We start from the raw sequence: 16,726 nt of genomic DNA on the forward strand, positions 1-16,726 counted from the left end.
GCATTATGTACCTTTCGCAGTAGGACGAAGGCCAAACTTCTGCCCCATAGATTTTGTATATTTTCCACCAATGATGCCGCCATTCACCAAATCATGAACCATCACTTCAAGGCCACGACCATCACTAGAAGGACGCGCCTCAACTCGTGCGTTACTGGCATGATTGTGAATTTCGACCTTCATTAACGAACCGACAGCGGGTGACGAACTCCCACCTCCCCCAACCAAGCCGCCAGTCGCAAACTTAGGTACAACCGCGCCTCGGTTAATTGCCTCAAGAAAGGGCAGAGATTGCGGCGTGACAGATGAGGCCCGCATAACAAATTCACCGTTCGAAAGCCTTGCTGGAATGCTGTCAGAAGTCGCAGTACCCGGACCGCGTATCAAACCGCCCGTTGCCGCTTTCACACCGCCGCCGAAGAGACTCCCAAAAATATTCCCCAGAAAACCGCCTATACCACCGCCACCGCTTTGGCTTGACCCCGTTCCCAACCGAGCGAATTGCTCTGCCAGCAGATCAAATGACTTGTCAAAAGCCAAATCCAACAGCCGTTCAGAAATGCGGCCCAAGGCATCGTTCAAATCATCTGCCGCCCGAATGTCCTGCAAGACGTTCTTAGCAAATGCCTTAGCAGCTTGTTCACCTGCGGTTTTGACACGTTTCAGTCGATCCTCAGTCCGTTCCAGTTCAGCACCAAGAACAGACTCCGCATCAGCACGTGACAAACCCAAGCTGATCAGTTCTGGCAACAGACCGCGCAGGCGCTCACGCTCACGATTCAACTCCTGCTCGATGAACAATGCTTTATGGCCATTTTCGACCAACAAACCCCGCGCCGCCGCAAGATCCTTTTCAGCAGCACGTTCCGCCGCACGTGCGCCACCAGTACCACCACCAGACTCGGTATCACGCTTATCAAAACTAGAATTGATTTGCCCGACACGCTGTTGGTACGCAGCCTCAGCCTTCGCAAGATCTTCTTGTGATCTCCCAGCCGTAGTCATCGCCGCAGCTACTTCAAGATATTGGGCTGTTTCCCGCGATAATGCTTGGTTGCGGGCATCCATAGCCCCTAGACGCGCACTATCTAAATAATCAGATTGAGCCTTATCTGCCAACCGAATAGCCGCCGCTTCGCCACTAATTTCAGAGATAGCTTGCGAGCGAAGATTTGCCAATTCCCGCTCAGCTTCAATGCGCTCCAAACCAGATAGACCTTGACCATTCAAGCCCTTCAGCGCTGCTTGATAATCAAGGTTTGCCTTGGTAATCCCCTGCTGCGCCCTTGCAGCCCTATTCAAGGCAGGAATGGCCGCGATGAGACCTGCTACACCAGCCTGTGCGGCAGCTGCATCCGCCGCCAACTGGCGCGCAGATGCAATCGCTTGATCTAACCCAATGGCGGCGGTCTTACCTGCCGTATTCAACAGTTCCAATCTCTGTGAGAGTTCTTCGACTTTGGCTTCTGACTCTGTGGTGCTCTCAAGTAATTCTCGCTGGAAATCCGTTAGATCACCCATCGTGGCACCAGATTGAATCAATTGCCGTGCGAGTTCTTTTTCTACCTCAATATGTCGAGAAAGTTCCTCTGTGGTAGCGCTTTGAATTTGCCTATATTCTTCCCATTCCGCTGAACTTTTGAAACTGCCAGTACGTTCATGAAACGACTCCAAGAGCGACGTTCGAGCATCTCTTTGCAATTGATTTTGCTGCGCTTCTAATTCGCGCTGCGCGGCATTCAATTCTGCTTGCGCCAGTATAGCCAAATCCTGACGCAAACGTTCGTTTGCACGGATTCGCTCGTTCACAGCCGCAACATCCTTTGTTGCAGCCTCAACGGATGCATCGCCTCCCTTGCGGGTCGCTTCTGCCAATTGTTCCTGTGCATCCTTCAAAACACCATAATCAGATGCAAGAGAAGTATTAACGCCCTCCAACTTACCAAGCGTATTGGACAGTCCGTCGAGAGAATTTTGTAGGCGTTCCGTCCCTGTTTTCATATTTGCCATAACGGCAACAACCAACGTAATCGCTGTAATCGCCAGCCCAATCGGCCCGCCAAAGAAAGCCATCACTCCGTTAAATGCCCGAACCGCACCTGTGGTGAGCCGCGTTGCAATCGACAATCGCGCCTGCGCCGCAGTCAACCCCGCTGTTGTTACCACTGCACGGGCATGAGCGCCCTGTAACCGAGCAATCGCCTTTGCTTCGGCATCAATCGAGGCTTGTAATTTTTTGCCAGAGGCCACAGAAGCTCGCCCTTCCAGCAACCGAAGTTGATGATCTGCACCGCGAACGCGCTGTTTTTCCCGTATTGCGGCCAGTTCTTTTCGCGTATCAAGCACGGTTTGCCTGCTGACAGCATGTTGCGCTTTAGCGGCGACCACATCGTCACGTCTTTCTTGCGCTGCCTTGCGGAACGCACCGCTTAATGCGCCAACACCGCGACTGCCTGCTGTTGCCAAAGCAACCGAACCAACCACTTTGATGGCCTGTGCCATTGTCTGGGCACTCTCGCCAGCACCAGCCGCATACTCGCCAAGCGATGCAATCGCTCCGTTGAACGTCTCTGTCGCGCCAAGGCCTTCATCAACATTGCCAACATATGCAATCAAACCCGTCGTCAGAACACTGAATGCCTCTGAGCCAGATAATGCCAATGCACCAAATTTAGCATCTGCAGTTGATGCCAAATTATCCAGCGCCACCAAAACAACGTCTGCCGTTAATTTACCATCTGCTGCAAAGGCCTTTAACTCTGATCGCGTTGCACCCGCAGCTTTTGCAATCGCATCCAATAATTCAGTCGGCGCATTCTCAGAAAGCGATTTATATTCATCGCCAGCCAATACCCCAGATTTTAAGGCTTGCCCAAGCTGCGTTGACACCGAATCCGCCTCACTCGATCCCGCACCGCCAACTTTAAGCAATTTTTGAAGCGTCTCGACACGCCGCGCAGCGCTCTCAAAACTTGAATCGGTCGCGCGGGCCATTCCCTGCACCGCTTCCGCAGTACTGCCAACCGCACTGCGCGTGCGGATCGCCAAGTCGATTATGCTCTGCTGGGCCTCCGAGGACGCTGCCCCTATGGATTGCAAGCGGCGCTCAACATCGCGCCATTGCTCCGCATAATTGCGTAGCTGATTGATCGCTGCACCACCCACAACCGAAGTCAAACCAACAAGCGCCGTGCGTGATTGCAGTATTGATCGCGTTGAACGGTCCCAACGCTTATCAACGCGACCCAACCGATCATTGGTCAACCGCTCCTGACGTGCAAGGGTACGGTCATATACATTCGCCCCGCGTTTGAAATTCCGGGTATCCGCCCGATATTCCGTCAGGATGGTATCATGTGCTTGCATTTATTGCCCGTACCTTTTGTTCGAATGCCTTTTGAGAAGGCCAGAATTCCTGTGGCGTTGCCGCCCAGAAGTCACTTGGGGGCCAGCCGAGATGAACCGTTGCAAAAGCATAGGTTTCTTCTACCCAATCTCTTCCGATGTGATCATCGGGGCCACCTCGGCTGACCACTTTCCCTGCGCATCTTTCGGCGCATACAGACAATTTAGTAAGAATTTTGAAAGTGACGTTCGGATAGAAACGGACGTAATGCGCTCTGCAAAAACCACATTTCCTAGCGCCTCAATTCCATCAAACTCTTCACCCGCAGCCTGACAGGCATACCAAAAAATAAGGACCGCTTCTTCAATCTTCATCCGCTGCGCAAGTACAAGTTCCAAAAGTTCTTGCACGGTCATCTCTGTGCGCGCCTCGATATCGCGCATCACGCCATAGGTAGGGCGCATCGAATACGACACGCCCCCCAAGGCCACGGTAACGTAACCAGATTTCATTATGTGTTTACCGTGCGCACTGGATCATCGGCAAACGCAATGACCACACTGATCGAAACCACGCCATCCGTGCCGGAAGATTCTTCCGAAATGGTGACATTCACATCGCCTGCAATCTTATGGCCGCCAGTATTTTCGTCATCGTAAGTCAGCGCTGCCGTTTCTCCGCTGTCCGACAATGCGTAAAGGCGGTTTTGACCAGCCGAAAGTGGGCGCACCTTGTTGAAATCGAAGGTGATCGTAGCACCTTCTTCGGTTTGGTACGGTAGCGTCCCATTTTTGCTACGCGCTTTTTCTTGTGCCTTCCCTGAATTGAAAGTCGCATCATTTTGGTATTCGACTTCCAACATCGTACCCGAACCATCATCGATGGAAATCAGGATGTCTTTTCCTTTTACTGCTGACATATCAGCCTCCGTGTATCATGACTTTAAATTTGCTAACCCCGTGATGTGTCGCGGGATCCTCATCTGGTGCGTCGGCAGTGCTGATATGTTCAATGCCGCTTGCACCAGTAAGCGGCTCCCAGCCATCAAGCGCAGACACCACAAGGGATTGAATGCGCGCGACCTCTTTTCCCCCATCGACAATCAAATCGCTGTCGCTGGGGGTATTTACGCAGAAAACATGGGCCATAAATGTATGACGATCGATATGACCAGCACCACTTGCGCCCTGCAAAACTCCAAAGCCATCGATCCGCACAAACAACGGGTGATTGCCCTCAGTGATATCCACGACAACTGGAACATCGCCAGTTTCGTCATCTGGATCATCTGGCGGGAATGCCTGATTTTCTAGCGCTTCTTCAAGCCGTGCAATCAACGCTTTTTGAAGTTCCCACCGGTTGTGAATCGTCATCAAATGTTCCTTTCTCTTCCGCCACCAGTTCGAGCCAAGCCACTAGGCGATGCCCTTCCAGAAAGCGCTTTTCTAAGGGCTGCGCGCATACGACCAGTATGCTTGCCCTCAAATTCCAAAACTGCATGGTCGTGAAATGGGCGCGCCTTTTGACGGCTAGTCCCATCATGAACAAACCGTGCATAGAACGCAGCCCGCCGTGCCTTTGCGCTGACATAACCAACAAGCCCTCGCGTGCCTTTGGCTCTCAAACTCTTCTTGTAAAACTTGCGCAGCCGTCCTGATCGTTTGGAAACCATAGCATCAATGTTTTCCACGCCCGCGCGATGCACATCAACCACCGTCTCTGATATTGCCGCTGCAACATTGGCATCAACCGCTTTAGAACGCCGTCGTGACCGCGCCCTTGATTGTTTGTGACCACTGACGCGCATTAGGTTGGAACGCCAGTTTCACAGGTGAACTCAAGATTGCCGCCGTCAGAGCTAGGAATAATAGATCGGATATTAAAGACTGTCCCCGAAGAGGAATTCTTTATGCGCCAGTTGGTATCGACAAGGCTCGAAGTTGGCCCGCGCCGGACCACTAAAATCGCCGTATTTTTACCCTCAAGCCGCCCTGCGATTACAGACTCTGCTCCACGCAAAAAAACAACTTCTGCAAAATCTTGAAATTGGGTATCCCAACGCTCAGAACCTCTCTTTTGAAAAGAGAACTTCACTTTTTGACCCATTGAACGCACTGGTTTCATGCTGCAAACCTGCGGTAACGGCTAACCAAATTCTCCACAGCAATTTTGGTTTCATTCGGCACCCCCACATCACCAGTAGCCTGTCTTATCTCAAAAAAATGTGTGATCAATAATCGCGCCGCCGACTTAATGTCAGCAGGAACTACATCAACATCTGAAAATCCGGCAGAAAATCGGACCTCCACGGCATCAGGAAGGTTCGCCAATTGCGGCCAAGCTCGCCCCGGAAGTAAACTGACAAAACAGCTACGCCCCTGTCGCGTAAGTTGATAATTTGCAGATGAAACAACACTAGAATTTCCAGCGGGGTCTTTGAAACGGATTTCATTGATGGCAGTAACCCGACCAAAGGGCAGGCGCAAAACATCAGCACAGAATGATGAAGATTTCGACGCCCACATTTGCTGAATCAGCGGGAACCCAAGCCCACCAAAACCATCTTCATCAACATCCAAATATGCAGTAGATGCATTGATCGCACGTGTAATTTCAGCCTCAAAATCATCGACCAAAATTCTAAGGTGCGCTTTAGCGTCTTCAGGCTCGATCAAATCGACCGAACCACCTGAAATCCGTTCCAACCACATCAGATGACCCCTTATTTCAAGTTCAGTTCAGGGTCGGAAACATCAGGCTCTGGGAACATCCCGACCAAAGCAACCACTTCTCCCAAAAGAGCTACAGTTTCATCGCCCAGAACATCACCTGAATCTTGCTCAGGTTCGATCATGGATTTCACCTTCAGGGCTTGTTCGCGAGCTGCTGCAAGCTCCAACCCCATCGCTTGCAATCCGCTTTCTAAATTCGCCACACGGATAAGCGCAGCATCACGCGCAGCGACAGCTTCACGTTCACCATCTGCGCGCGCTTGCAAAGTTGCCGCAACCGACGGGTCATCTGCGGTCGGCTCACAATAGCCTGCAGTCTTCCACGCCTCATAAACCGATGGGGCAAGCCAAGTATTGTCGTGCGGTTTCAGGCTGTATTTTCCGCCCTCGATCCCCGTCAACATTGTCACGTAGACACCACGTTCGCAGAGTTTTTCCTTGGCCATTTCCGCAAAAGTGTCTTCAGACACCTCAATACGCTGGCCAGCAGTCAAAACGACTGCGTCACCATCTTCACCTTCAGTGTGATCGACCAGCATAAACGCCACCACGATCACGTCAGTTGCTTCATCCACTGAGGCCTGTTGATTTTTCTTCGCCATGATAGACGCCCTTTCAATCTAAGAAAAACCACCGCCCGGACACCCGGACGGCAGAAGATTATTACCGATGCTGATTAGGCGGCGGCTTGACGCATCTTTTTGATGGCCTTGTTGGTGGCGGCAATGACCTTGCCGTCTGTGCGCAACATGGCAAGGAAACCGACCTGTCCCTTGCGGGCATAGGCCGAATCCGTGAAGCGATAGAGTTGAATGTCCATGACATCGCGGATCAGATATTTGCTCATATCGCCGAACAAAACCGTATCTTTTCCAGCCGCAGGTTCAGCCATGTCTTGGTTGATCGCATACCCAAAACCATTGATTTCTGCAGGTGCTTCACTGGTAACACCCGGCACCCAGATCGGACGGTTGTCAGCATCTTTCAGCTTTTTGGCAATTTTCAGCACAGTGTCGTGGAACATCCAACTGGCATCACGGCGGTATACTGGGTCAACGGAGTGCTCCAGTTCCGTGAAATCATCCCATGTAAAGCCAGCAACCAGCCCACCTGCTGTAGTGTGACCAATAGCCGACCCGTTGACGATACCAGATGGCTTGCCGACGCCGTCGCCAACCGTATAGGCCTTGTTGGTAAGGCGCGCCAAACGCGATGAAAGCAAGCCGTTCAGCATACCTTCCATGTCACCAATACCCGTGTCTTGCAGCAAAGCCAGCGGCACAGCCACACCCTTGGAACTCGCCAAATGCGCACCGATAGAGGCTGTACCAAAGGCGACATCTTCATCACCAACTTCAGTGTTTTCGGCCAGCCATTCGCCGATCACAGCGGTTTCGTCCACGGTTGGCCACTGAATGGTTTCACCGCTTGTTGTTGATTGCACCGTTGCAACAGACCGCACACCGCCATATTCAGCCATCGCTTCAAGCATCACGCCGCTGAAGGTTGTCGGGACAAGATAGCCACCCTCGCTGGCCGTACCTGTAGATTGTGCATTTTGAACCTGCTTTGAATAATCATTCAGCACAGATTCAGGTAAGCGATTAACTGCCGCTTCGCCGCCACGTACATAGGCATCAAAGACCAATGAACGAACCTCATCACCGGGCTGCTCTTGACGCCCACCATTACCTTGCGGTGCTAGAGTATCGGGGTCGAGCGCTTCGGATTGTAGCCGTGCCTCTAAATCAAGCTGCGATTGTTCTGCCAGAATACGTGAATCGATAGTTTCGATTTCCGCATAAATTTCATCTTGACGGCTGGCGTTGTAATCCCCAGTCGCCTTGTCGAGATTTCCGCGCGCTTCTTTTGCAAGCGCGTCACGCTGCTCACGCAGCTGTTTGATAGTCTTGGCCATTGCCAAACCTCCATAAAAAAACCCGCTCAATGGCGGGTCGGTTTCAAATATTGCGGACGCGCCGCAGTTTAAGGCGCAGTGCGTTCAAAGAACTCAAGCTTGCGCTTCTGGGCTGCACGATGCGCAGCCACAGCCTTGTCACCCTTATCCAGCGCGTCTGCCGGGGGCGTCTTCTTCGGGGCATTTTTATAAATGCTTAGATCAAAGCGGTCATTGGCACCGCCCTGCTTGTCATAAACACTATCCACCAACCCCATATCCAAGGCTTCATCTGCTTCGAACCAAGTTTCTTCATTCATTAATTCGGTGAATTGGTCAGCAGACTTGCCAGTTTTAGTTGCGTAGTCGCGGCGGATGCCATTATCGATTTTCAGCAGAAGATCGGAACCTTTTTGATGTTCACGGTTATCGCCTACAGTCCAACCCCAAGCGTTGTGAATCATAATCTGCGCACCCTGCGCAATTTCGATCTCATCACCGCCCATCATCAGATAGGACGCTGCAGAAGCGGCGACTCCGTCAATATGCACCACGACGCGGGCGCTGTGTTGCTCTAAGGCGGTTTTCATAGCGCGGGCCATGAACACATCGCCACCCGGACAATCCAAACGCAGGTGAATAACATCGGCCTCGATACTGTTCAGTTCGGTGCGAAACTCAGCTGAAGTCACACCCCAATAGCCGATGGAATCATAAAGCATGATCTCGACTGCGGTGCCTTCTTCATCCATTGCCCGCACCTGCAGGCCAGTTGCATCGCCATCTATAGCCTGTAATGCGCGGGCCATGATTTCTTTGAAGTTCATTGCGCTTCCTCTCGCGTTGTCTGGAAATATGGCGCGGGCGGCTTCTCACCACCATCACCCTCATCTTGCTTTTCCCCTGCAGCCTTAGCCACCGGGCGGTATAATTTATCCGCATCAGGGTCATCCAACTTGGAAAGGCGTTCTAAAGAACGAATTTCATTAACCGTCATCCACCCCGGATGCTGGGTGCCACCAACCGCAATTTTATGCGCATCGTAACGCGCGGCCAGATCAGCCCGCAGCAATGCGTCCATGTTGAACTTGATCGAAATCCCAGACATTCGTTCTTCACGCGATAAAAGTTTGCGCGACAATTCCGCCTCAAACCGCTTAACGTGCTTACGCACTGCCAAGATGTAGAATTGGGCGGTTTGGGCATTGATACCCGTTCCCCAACTGGTCGATTTTTCAGTAATGCCGATCAGATGTGGAGGAACCCCATATGCGCGGGCCATGTCTAAGGCCTGATAAGACCGTGACTGGAACAACTGCGCCGTTTCTGGATCCGTCATCAATGACGTAAACTTACCACCTTCTGACAAAACCGCAGGGATGTGAGAATTCTGGACACCGCCAAACTTACGAACCCAATATGCCCGAACTTCATCAGCCATCTTTTCGTCAACCTTGCCATCATAGCTTATGTAGCCCGGCGGGTTGATGCCCTGCTTATAGAACTTCGAAGCATACAGATCAGCATCAAGGCCAATCCCCATGGAACGCGCAAAACACTTCAGTGGCGATAATGCTTCCAGACCCTGCATCGTGATCGACGCCCTGAAATGTAAAATATCATCTTGATCACGACCTACAGTTTCACCGTTTTCAGTGACGCTATAAGCCGCTCGACCAGCACGTTTGAACGGGCGGACATTAGCATCGAACAATGGACGCAAACCAATCGCTTCGCCACGTCGATTGCGTTCAATGTCGGCATATGAATTTCCATCTACAAACGCGACAGCGCCCAAGCCTTCAAAGAACACTTCAGGGGACCACAACGCATGTGGATCGATGTTCACCAGATACTGAACTGGATGATCACGCAGAACTTCGCTGCCTTTTTCTGAATCCTTTTTCACCACTCGAACTGGGCAGGTTCCAATTGTACCTGACAACAACGAAACGCACCCGAAAACCGCTGTCAGCTTCATAGCCGATTCACGCGTCACAGCATCACCACCAATCGACCCAAACAGTTCTTGCCATTCCTCCATACTCGCAGATGACTGCAAGTTTACGGGTCGGGCTTCCTGTTGGACAAGTGCCGCAACAACAGGTTCCGCGCGCGCAGATTCTGCTGTTGACTGCTGTCTTCCAAATATACGGTCAAACATCCACGAACCCCTGCGTTATGACGCCCTTGCTTTCCAATTCAACAACTTGACTAAGTGGCCAAATCCCATTGATCAGCGCTGCGATGCCGTCGATCTTGTCTTCTGGGGCCAGCTTGGCTGGGTAGATGAAATCACCACCCTGCACCTGTTTCAGCAATGTGTTGCTGGCCATCCAAGTTAATACCGGATTGCCATCATTGATGACCCGGCGATCCTCAACACCCGCAATCAGCGCGTGGAAAGGTTCATTCAAATTTGAAGCGCGGGGCCGTAGTTCAACTGCATTCAACCCAGCTTCATCCCATGTCGCGGCCATCTGGTTGGCATACATCGGATCATAGATGACCATTTCGACATCCAAATGTGGAAGGTCAGCCCAACCCCATTCATCATCGCCAACGCCCGCCAACTGAAGCACCAAAGATTCTACAATATGCAGATCCAATTCAGCGCCCGGCGTCGTGCGAACAAATTCATCCCTGACCCATGCCCAGATGTGTTCATTCCCCGGCGCATCAACATTCTTCTGGGGCATAAAATGCCAACTGAACACGCGGTAGCTGCGCCCCTCCGGTATCACGACAACGACGCTGGAAAAGTCATGGCGGGTCGCAAGATCGACGCCGATGTAGGCTTTGCACCCAGCATAGTCAGCCAGTTTCATTTCGTGATCTTCTGCGGCGCGCCATGCTTCCATGTCGATGGCCGAAGCGCCAACACTAGTCCAAATATCCAGATGCTTGCGTAAAAACTCACCCATGGCCGCAAGACTGGCAGCAGCCTTTTTCCATTCGTCCTGCATGTACTGCAGTGACTTTGCGGCATGCAGGCTTGGGTTTGCCTTTTCCCATGTCGCCTGTTCGGCAGGGTCATCCCCTTCATCCGCTTCAAAGATCAACCCGAAATAGCTGTCATCTTCAAACGCACCATCCAGAATGCGTTGCAAATATTTCCGCTGCTCATAGCAGATGCCTGCGGTGTTATATCCCGCCGTTGTGATCGCAATCAGCAAGGGTTGTTCGCGCGCACCCAAAGCCGATGCCATCGAATCCCAAACATCCCGTTTGTCGTGCTCATGCAATTCATCAACGATTGCACAATGCGGATTTTTGCCGTCCTTCGATTTGGTTTGACTGGCAATCGGTTGAAATACAGCAGCCGGGTCAGCCGTCTTAATCTTGTGTTCTTCGATATGCAGGCCAAGCAATTCATCAAGGCCCATTCCTTCAGCGCGACCAGTCTGGGCCATCACGCGGGCACAATCGAAAACGATACGCGCCTGCGCGGTTGATGACGCGGCAGAATAAACCTTTGCACCCGGCTCACCATCCGGCCCCAAGAAGTACAAACCCACACCCGCCAGCAATGTAGACTTGCCGTTTTTGCGTGGCACCTCGACATAGGCAGTGCGGAACCGTCGAATACCGGTGACCATGTGCCGCCAGCCGCCGATCTGCGAAATCATAAACGACTGCCAACCCAACAGCCTTATGGTTTCATTCCGCGCTGCCCACGCCCCTTCGATATGGGGCAAGGCTTCCATGAACCCACACATATGTTCCGCCGCTTCCATATCGAAAACGAATGGGAACTGATCTGTGCCAGCCCGCTTCAGATCCTTGCGGAACCGTTTACAGGCCTGTTTGTTCCGCTTACAGCTGGGCACCTTGCCAGAAAGGATGTCTTCAACCCAATCCAGCGCCCGCAATGTGATCGGCGTTTCGACCGATGCATCAAGCATAAATCAACCGCGCGTCTTTTTGGCCATCGGCCTGAATGGCGTGACAACCTTCTTACCATAGCCACTTTCAGGTGGCAGCTTATCCAGCGTGTCCATGAAGGACGTTTGCGCCGATTGGCCATTTTTGGCCCGCGCATAAGGCGTGGCCAACAATTCCCGTTCCAGTGTCAACAGCTTGTTTTCGTGGAAGGCGCGGCTTTGTTCTTTCCCAGAAAGGTAGTTGCTGGCCGTGGCCTCAAATTCTTCATTCGCGATTTCAGCTGAAACCTTATCGTATGCGGCGCGGTGAACAGCATAGCGAACAACCATCCCGAAAACCGCTTCAGACAAAACACGCTCACGGCGTAATTCAGCAAGGATACTTTCACCGTGCTTTCGCTCACCATCACCGAAGTGATCGGGCCAGCCGCCCAGTAAGGTGACCAGATGTTCAATGCTAGATACTGCAGCAGCCATAAGACCCCCCCCTTAAACTTGTGCGCGCAAAAATCTCATTACACACGCAGGTCTAGCCTTTGGGGGATGTGAACTTTTCATCCCCCCCTACCGCTTGGCCCTGCGCTCCATCCGTTGTTTCTTTGACGAGTGGCAATGCGCGCAAAGCGATTGCAAACCACCAAACCAGAACAATCCATGATCACCGTTGTGTGGAATCACATGGTCAGCGACTGTTGCCAGTTGCCTTGAATGATCTGGGCACATTGCACACAACGGTTCAGCATTCAGTTGCTTGCGCCGCTTGTCTTGCCATGCCTTACGCGAATACCATTTAGCATAGGGCCGCTTGCCGCGTGACACTTCGGATCGCGCGCTGCGTTCCTTCTGATCAACGACTGCATGTTTGGGGCAGTAACTTTCGCCTACCTCGATCAGACGGGCACAACCCGAATGCGCACAAGGTTTCTTTGGCACCGCACCACCCACAATGTTTGAGAACTACCAACGCAAAAGCGCCCAACAGTTTCCTGCGGGCGCTTTTGTAGATGATGCACATTTACTAAGGGGCTGACGACCTAACCGTCAACGATTATTTTCAATCCCAGATTGGTGACTGCCCAGAACCAAAGTGAATGACAGAGATTCCACCGCGCTTTACTGGTCCCATCATCCTATCTAAAGCCGCAGCTAATGCCGTAGCTAACGCTTTGATATGGTCACCCTTTGCGCTATGTCCCTCGCGCACCCAGCCATGCGCGCGCAGCACATCAGTCAACGAACTATCCTCAATGCACACAGCATCAATCAACCGCCGATCCATGATGGTTGCCTTCGACCCACGATCAGACGGGCGGATGCGCCGAACTACCATCGCTGACCCACTACCGATGCGTTGCCGCAGAACATCAATGCGCTGCCGATCACGCAACACAGCGTCCATGAACTCACCGCCGCCACTGCCACCACCTTGCGACACGCTTTCTAACGATGAACACTTCACGCCAGCACATGAATGCTTTTCCACCAGATCCCGATAGAAGCGACCCATAGCCACCTGCGCAGGGCTGAAGGGTGAAGGCTTCTTATGGCGCGCAGCCTTTGCCGCCATATTATCGAAGCTGTCAGCACGCTGCAGCGTCTTGCGCCCCATGTATCCCGCCGCCTTCAATTCGAAGTCATCTTCACCCTTGGGATAGTACGCCATAGATTCAAACATGCGCACAGGACCACGCGCTGGAGCCATAGGGATTTCAGGGCCAACCGCATCAGGTACAAAGCCTAATGAACGCACTTCATTCATGCGCGCCTGTTCAGCCATCAACACCGCCGCGCGTCGCTCCATTCGTTCAATCACTTCATTAAAACCGTTAGCACTCATGCTGCTGCCCCTTTTGGTTTTGCATTGATGATGTCTAGACAGCGCCGCCGCGCGTCCATGTATCCTTGAACCCACACCAGATCCCGTGCGTCTGCACGTCCTCGCTCCTGATCGCGCTGTATGCTTGCCCGCTTGCGCTGATTGCCTTCGGCCTGCTGCTTGATCTGACTGGCCGCATATCCATTGGGTGGCGCGCCAAACTTCTTCAGATAGAAGAACAGTTCGACAAGATAGCCGCCTGACTTTGCAGCGTCACCAGCACCGGATTGCAAATAGGACCGAACCAAACGACTTTCACTGGCTGGTGGCTTTTGCAACAGAACAGCCCAATTGCAAATGGACACCTCAGCAGGCCAGATGTTTTTTTTTGGACCACTCGCATATCGTTCAACAACTTCAGCCAACGCCTTCAATCGGTCCTCAAACATATAAGCCAAACGCGCCTCAAGACTGGCCAACATCTTATCATGATCCTCGACGGATCGACCGCGCTTGCGCACCATGCCCCTTTGGTTCAACGGTTCAATCAAGCACTGCCTGACCCGCTCTTTGCCTTCTTTTTGTTCTGCGCCTTCCACTGCCCCAATCCCTTTCTAAGCAAATCCGACTTATCCACAGGCACTGCACTGGCCGTTTGGGTTCCGTCTATTTCGTTTCTTTTCTTTTCGTTTCATTTCTTATCAGAGGTGACAGAACTGACTAAAAATGATGGAAAATTCCGTGTTTTTTCCGTATTGATCCGTAAAGTCTCGTAACTATTCCGTAATATTCTGTAACTGTGACAGAACCTTACAGAACGTCATGGGCGCTCAGTCACGATCACATCCAACGCTTCGCGGATGATAGGCTCTGTGCGATTGCATTCAGGGCGGTGCTCAACCAACCAAGAATCAAGGCGTTCAACAAAGCTGGGGTTTGCCATCAGATGCTTGGCCCCAATGCGTTCCAGCATCTGCGTCAGATCCTTCAGGCGCTTGCGTTCCCGCATCTTAGCCTTGGCCTCTGCATTCTTGCGCTTGGACCCCAATGCCTTCACGGCCATTTCAGTGACCACAGGATGCGCCCAACGCACTTCACCGTTGCTGCACCGGACCTTATGCCAGTTATACAGGGGCGAGATTTCGCGCTTACACAGACCCTGCCAGCGCTCGATGTCGATGTTCAGATACTTGGCCAGCAACCGATCATCACAAGGCAACGTGCCAACGGGTGATTGATCCTGCGACACAAAGAACAGGTTGAATCCGTAAAAACCGACTTCTGGTTCCGCCAACAAGCAGAACCGACTATTCAGCCAGCGCCGGAAATGCATTTCAACATAGAAATGACTTTCCAACCTTTGGTCCGTTGCGATTGGGTATTCTTCCAGTACATCAGCATCGATAAGTTGGACGGCCTTTGAAACATTCATAACTGCCTTCTTTCTGCTGCGCGGGCTTGCCGATCTGACAACCACGCCGACTGCACATGGGTCACATGCCGCCGCGCGGCGCGGGTCAGATCGCGGATGCCCGCGTCATGTTGTTCATATTTACCCATGCGCCAAATCAGGGCTGACATGACCATTTTGGCGCGAACATCAAGCTGCGGCAGCACTTCACGCATATCGCCCAAGATCAGGCGGCAGTTACCGATGGTGACTTCACGCTGAATACCCATCATGCTGCACCCGCAGATGAACACTCAGCAGCATGCAAAATCGCCGCAGCCAATACGCGCTCTTGCATCCGCTTGGACCCACGCCGATAGGCCCGCCCAACATAATCCTTCCCCAACCCCAAGACACGTGAAGCCTCAGATAAGGAACGAAACTCAAGTGGCCCGATTTTGAAAGGCTTTGCACAGTGCTGCCCACGATCATTGCGCAAGCCAATGCTATCAGGGCAACCATCTGCCAAACGGCGGTACACCTGATCAATCCCAATCCCCAAAGCCTTTGCCGCCTGTGCAGGGCTGTCATAGTCAATGCCGCGAATACGAACGGGCATAGGTTCAGGACCGGACAAACCCCGCGCCATGCGATGCAAGGTGCCTGCGCGGATATGTTGACGCACAGTTGTTCCCGTTACGCCAAGCGCAGCACCCGCTTCATCTGCATGCGCATAAATGCGACCGCAGATTTCGATGTTTTGATATTTCCGACCACCCATCACAAACCACCCTCGACTTGATCAAGGCGATGCAGGAACACAGCATAAAGCCATGCCGGATCGAACCCAGCCAAGTTGGCAGCATCCGCAAAGCCAGGCGTCCCAAACCAATTCAGAGCGAAGGCCCGTTCATTCTTGTTGACGCTCCATCGCTTCCCAAAAACCAACTGCCACTGATCATAAATGACCTCGCACCAAAGAGCGCGGCAGGCATCTGGATCCATTTCCTCACAGAATTCCCGATCAGTGATTGGCGCATCCATGTCCATCAAACAGGCGCGTGTATCAGCCACTTGCCCTGCAATCTCCGTGGCGATTGGCACATCAAGAAACGTCATTCCATTTCCCCACATCCCCGACCGACTTCACCGGCACTGCCATCTGCAACAAAGTCCTTCCAATGCCGCCAACCTTTTGGGCAAAGAAAACCCCATTCACGGACACGCGGGCCGGTGATGAAGATGGTGACAGCGGGGGCATTTCTGACGATCAAGCGATGTGCAAACCGCGCATCACGATACACCCAGCACCCAACGCCAATCAGGCGCGAACGGCGCACAGCAAAAGCATCAATGTATTCTTCCAGCAAACCAGACTCGACCATCAATGACAGGCTTGCCCAAGGATGGTCATGCAACGCACGGTCATCATCATCCTTCAAAACGCAGTGGACATAGACATTCAAAAACCGATTGCGCGGAATCCACCACCAACGCAGCATGTACGGATCATCAGCAGGCCCAATTACAAAATCAGGACCGCGCCGCGCCATCAAGGCCTTTGCACGTTTAGAAAGCAGCCAAGAAATCATACTTCACCCCCAAAGGAAAAAAGGGGTGCGCAAAACTGACCGCGCACCCAAGTCCAACAGGGAGTGGTA

General features: G+C 52.4%; 21 protein-coding genes. All 21 read right to left on the reverse strand.

Features of this window, described 5'->3' with window-relative positions; all coding sequences use genetic code 11:
- Positions 1-3: 3 nt before the first annotated feature.
- Positions 4-3,366, reverse strand: a complete 3,363-nt coding sequence (locus tag GN241_11030) for a tape measure protein (protein ID XAT57847.1) — start codon at positions 3,364-3,366, stop codon at positions 4-6.
- The gene (locus GN241_11035) at positions 3,353-3,580 is read right to left on the reverse strand and encodes a phage tail assembly chaperone (GenBank protein XAT59262.1); all 228 of its coding nucleotides are present in this window, start codon (positions 3,578-3,580) and stop codon (positions 3,353-3,355) included. The genes GN241_11030 and GN241_11035 overlap by 14 nt, the downstream gene beginning before the upstream one ends.
- A complete protein-coding gene (locus tag GN241_11040) occupies positions 3,487-3,858 on the reverse strand; it encodes a hypothetical protein (protein XAT57848.1) in 372 nt (123 codons plus the stop codon). Before GN241_11040 ends, GN241_11035 begins: the two co-directional genes overlap by 94 nt.
- The gene (locus tag GN241_11045; GenBank protein ID XAT57849.1) at positions 3,858-4,265 is read right to left on the reverse strand and encodes a hypothetical protein; all 408 of its coding nucleotides are present in this window, start codon (positions 4,263-4,265) and stop codon (positions 3,858-3,860) included. Before GN241_11045 ends, GN241_11040 begins: the two co-directional genes overlap by 1 nt.
- Before the next feature lies 1 nt (position 4,266).
- Positions 4,267-4,719, reverse strand: coding sequence for a hypothetical protein (locus tag GN241_11050; GenBank protein XAT57850.1), 453 nt, complete (start codon positions 4,717-4,719; stop codon positions 4,267-4,269).
- Positions 4,719-5,153, reverse strand: a complete 435-nt coding sequence (locus tag GN241_11055; GenBank protein ID XAT57851.1) for a hypothetical protein — start codon at positions 5,151-5,153, stop codon at positions 4,719-4,721. Before GN241_11055 ends, GN241_11050 begins: the two co-directional genes overlap by 1 nt.
- A complete protein-coding gene (locus tag GN241_11060) occupies positions 5,153-5,470 on the reverse strand; it encodes a head-tail adaptor protein (protein ID XAT57852.1) in 318 nt (105 codons plus the stop codon). Before GN241_11060 ends, GN241_11055 begins: the two co-directional genes overlap by 1 nt.
- Positions 5,467-6,057, reverse strand: a complete 591-nt coding sequence (locus GN241_11065) for a hypothetical protein (GenBank protein ID XAT57853.1) — start codon at positions 6,055-6,057, stop codon at positions 5,467-5,469. The genes GN241_11060 and GN241_11065 overlap by 4 nt, the downstream gene beginning before the upstream one ends.
- An 11-nt stretch (positions 6,058-6,068) precedes the next feature.
- A complete protein-coding gene (locus GN241_11070; protein XAT57854.1) occupies positions 6,069-6,680 on the reverse strand; it encodes a hypothetical protein in 612 nt (203 codons plus the stop codon).
- Between the two features lie 74 nt (positions 6,681-6,754).
- Positions 6,755-7,996: a phage major capsid protein gene (locus GN241_11075; GenBank protein XAT57855.1), complete on the reverse strand. Its 1,242-nt coding sequence runs from the start codon at positions 7,994-7,996 to the stop codon at positions 6,755-6,757.
- A gap of 68 nt (positions 7,997-8,064) precedes the next feature.
- Entirely contained in the window at positions 8,065-8,700 is a 636-nt protein-coding gene (locus GN241_11080; GenBank protein ID XAT59263.1) for a Clp protease ClpP, read from the reverse strand.
- Between the two features lie 98 nt (positions 8,701-8,798).
- The gene (locus GN241_11085; GenBank protein XAT57856.1) at positions 8,799-10,139 is read right to left on the reverse strand and encodes a phage portal protein; all 1,341 of its coding nucleotides are present in this window, start codon (positions 10,137-10,139) and stop codon (positions 8,799-8,801) included.
- Positions 10,132-11,880 carry a hypothetical protein gene (locus GN241_11090; protein XAT57857.1) on the reverse strand — a complete coding sequence of 583 codons (1,749 nt, stop codon included), beginning with the start codon at positions 11,878-11,880 and terminating at the stop codon, positions 10,132-10,134. The genes GN241_11085 and GN241_11090 overlap by 8 nt, the downstream gene beginning before the upstream one ends.
- 3 nt (positions 11,881-11,883) lie before the next feature.
- Entirely contained in the window at positions 11,884-12,336 is a 453-nt protein-coding gene (locus GN241_11095) for a hypothetical protein (protein ID XAT57858.1), read from the reverse strand.
- 577 nt (positions 12,337-12,913) lie between these two features.
- Complete coding sequence (locus GN241_11100; GenBank protein XAT59264.1) at positions 12,914-13,660, reverse strand: hypothetical protein; 747 nt, start codon at positions 13,658-13,660, stop codon at positions 12,914-12,916.
- Positions 13,661-13,692: 32 nt separating this feature from the next.
- Positions 13,693-14,274, reverse strand: coding sequence for a hypothetical protein (locus tag GN241_11105; protein ID XAT57859.1), 582 nt, complete (start codon positions 14,272-14,274; stop codon positions 13,693-13,695).
- A 221-nt stretch (positions 14,275-14,495) separates the two neighbouring features.
- Positions 14,496-15,107, reverse strand: coding sequence for a hypothetical protein (locus tag GN241_11110; protein XAT57860.1), 612 nt, complete (start codon positions 15,105-15,107; stop codon positions 14,496-14,498).
- The gene (locus tag GN241_11115) at positions 15,104-15,355 is read right to left on the reverse strand and encodes a hypothetical protein (GenBank protein ID XAT57861.1); all 252 of its coding nucleotides are present in this window, start codon (positions 15,353-15,355) and stop codon (positions 15,104-15,106) included. The genes GN241_11110 and GN241_11115 overlap by 4 nt, the downstream gene beginning before the upstream one ends.
- Positions 15,355-15,846, reverse strand: a complete 492-nt coding sequence (locus GN241_11120; GenBank protein XAT57862.1) for a hypothetical protein — start codon at positions 15,844-15,846, stop codon at positions 15,355-15,357. Before GN241_11120 ends, GN241_11115 begins: the two co-directional genes overlap by 1 nt.
- Positions 15,846-16,184: a hypothetical protein gene (locus GN241_11125; GenBank protein XAT57863.1), complete on the reverse strand. Its 339-nt coding sequence runs from the start codon at positions 16,182-16,184 to the stop codon at positions 15,846-15,848. Before GN241_11125 ends, GN241_11120 begins: the two co-directional genes overlap by 1 nt.
- Positions 16,181-16,657 (reverse strand): hypothetical protein, encoded by a 477-nt coding sequence (locus GN241_11130; GenBank protein ID XAT57864.1) that lies wholly within the window; start codon positions 16,655-16,657, stop codon positions 16,181-16,183. Before GN241_11130 ends, GN241_11125 begins: the two co-directional genes overlap by 4 nt.
- Positions 16,658-16,726: the final 69 nt, after the last annotated feature.

It is taken from the genome of Rhodobacteraceae bacterium IMCC1335, from assembly GCA_039640495.1.
Classification (GTDB): Bacteria; Pseudomonadota; Alphaproteobacteria; order Rhodobacterales; family Rhodobacteraceae; genus Thalassovivens.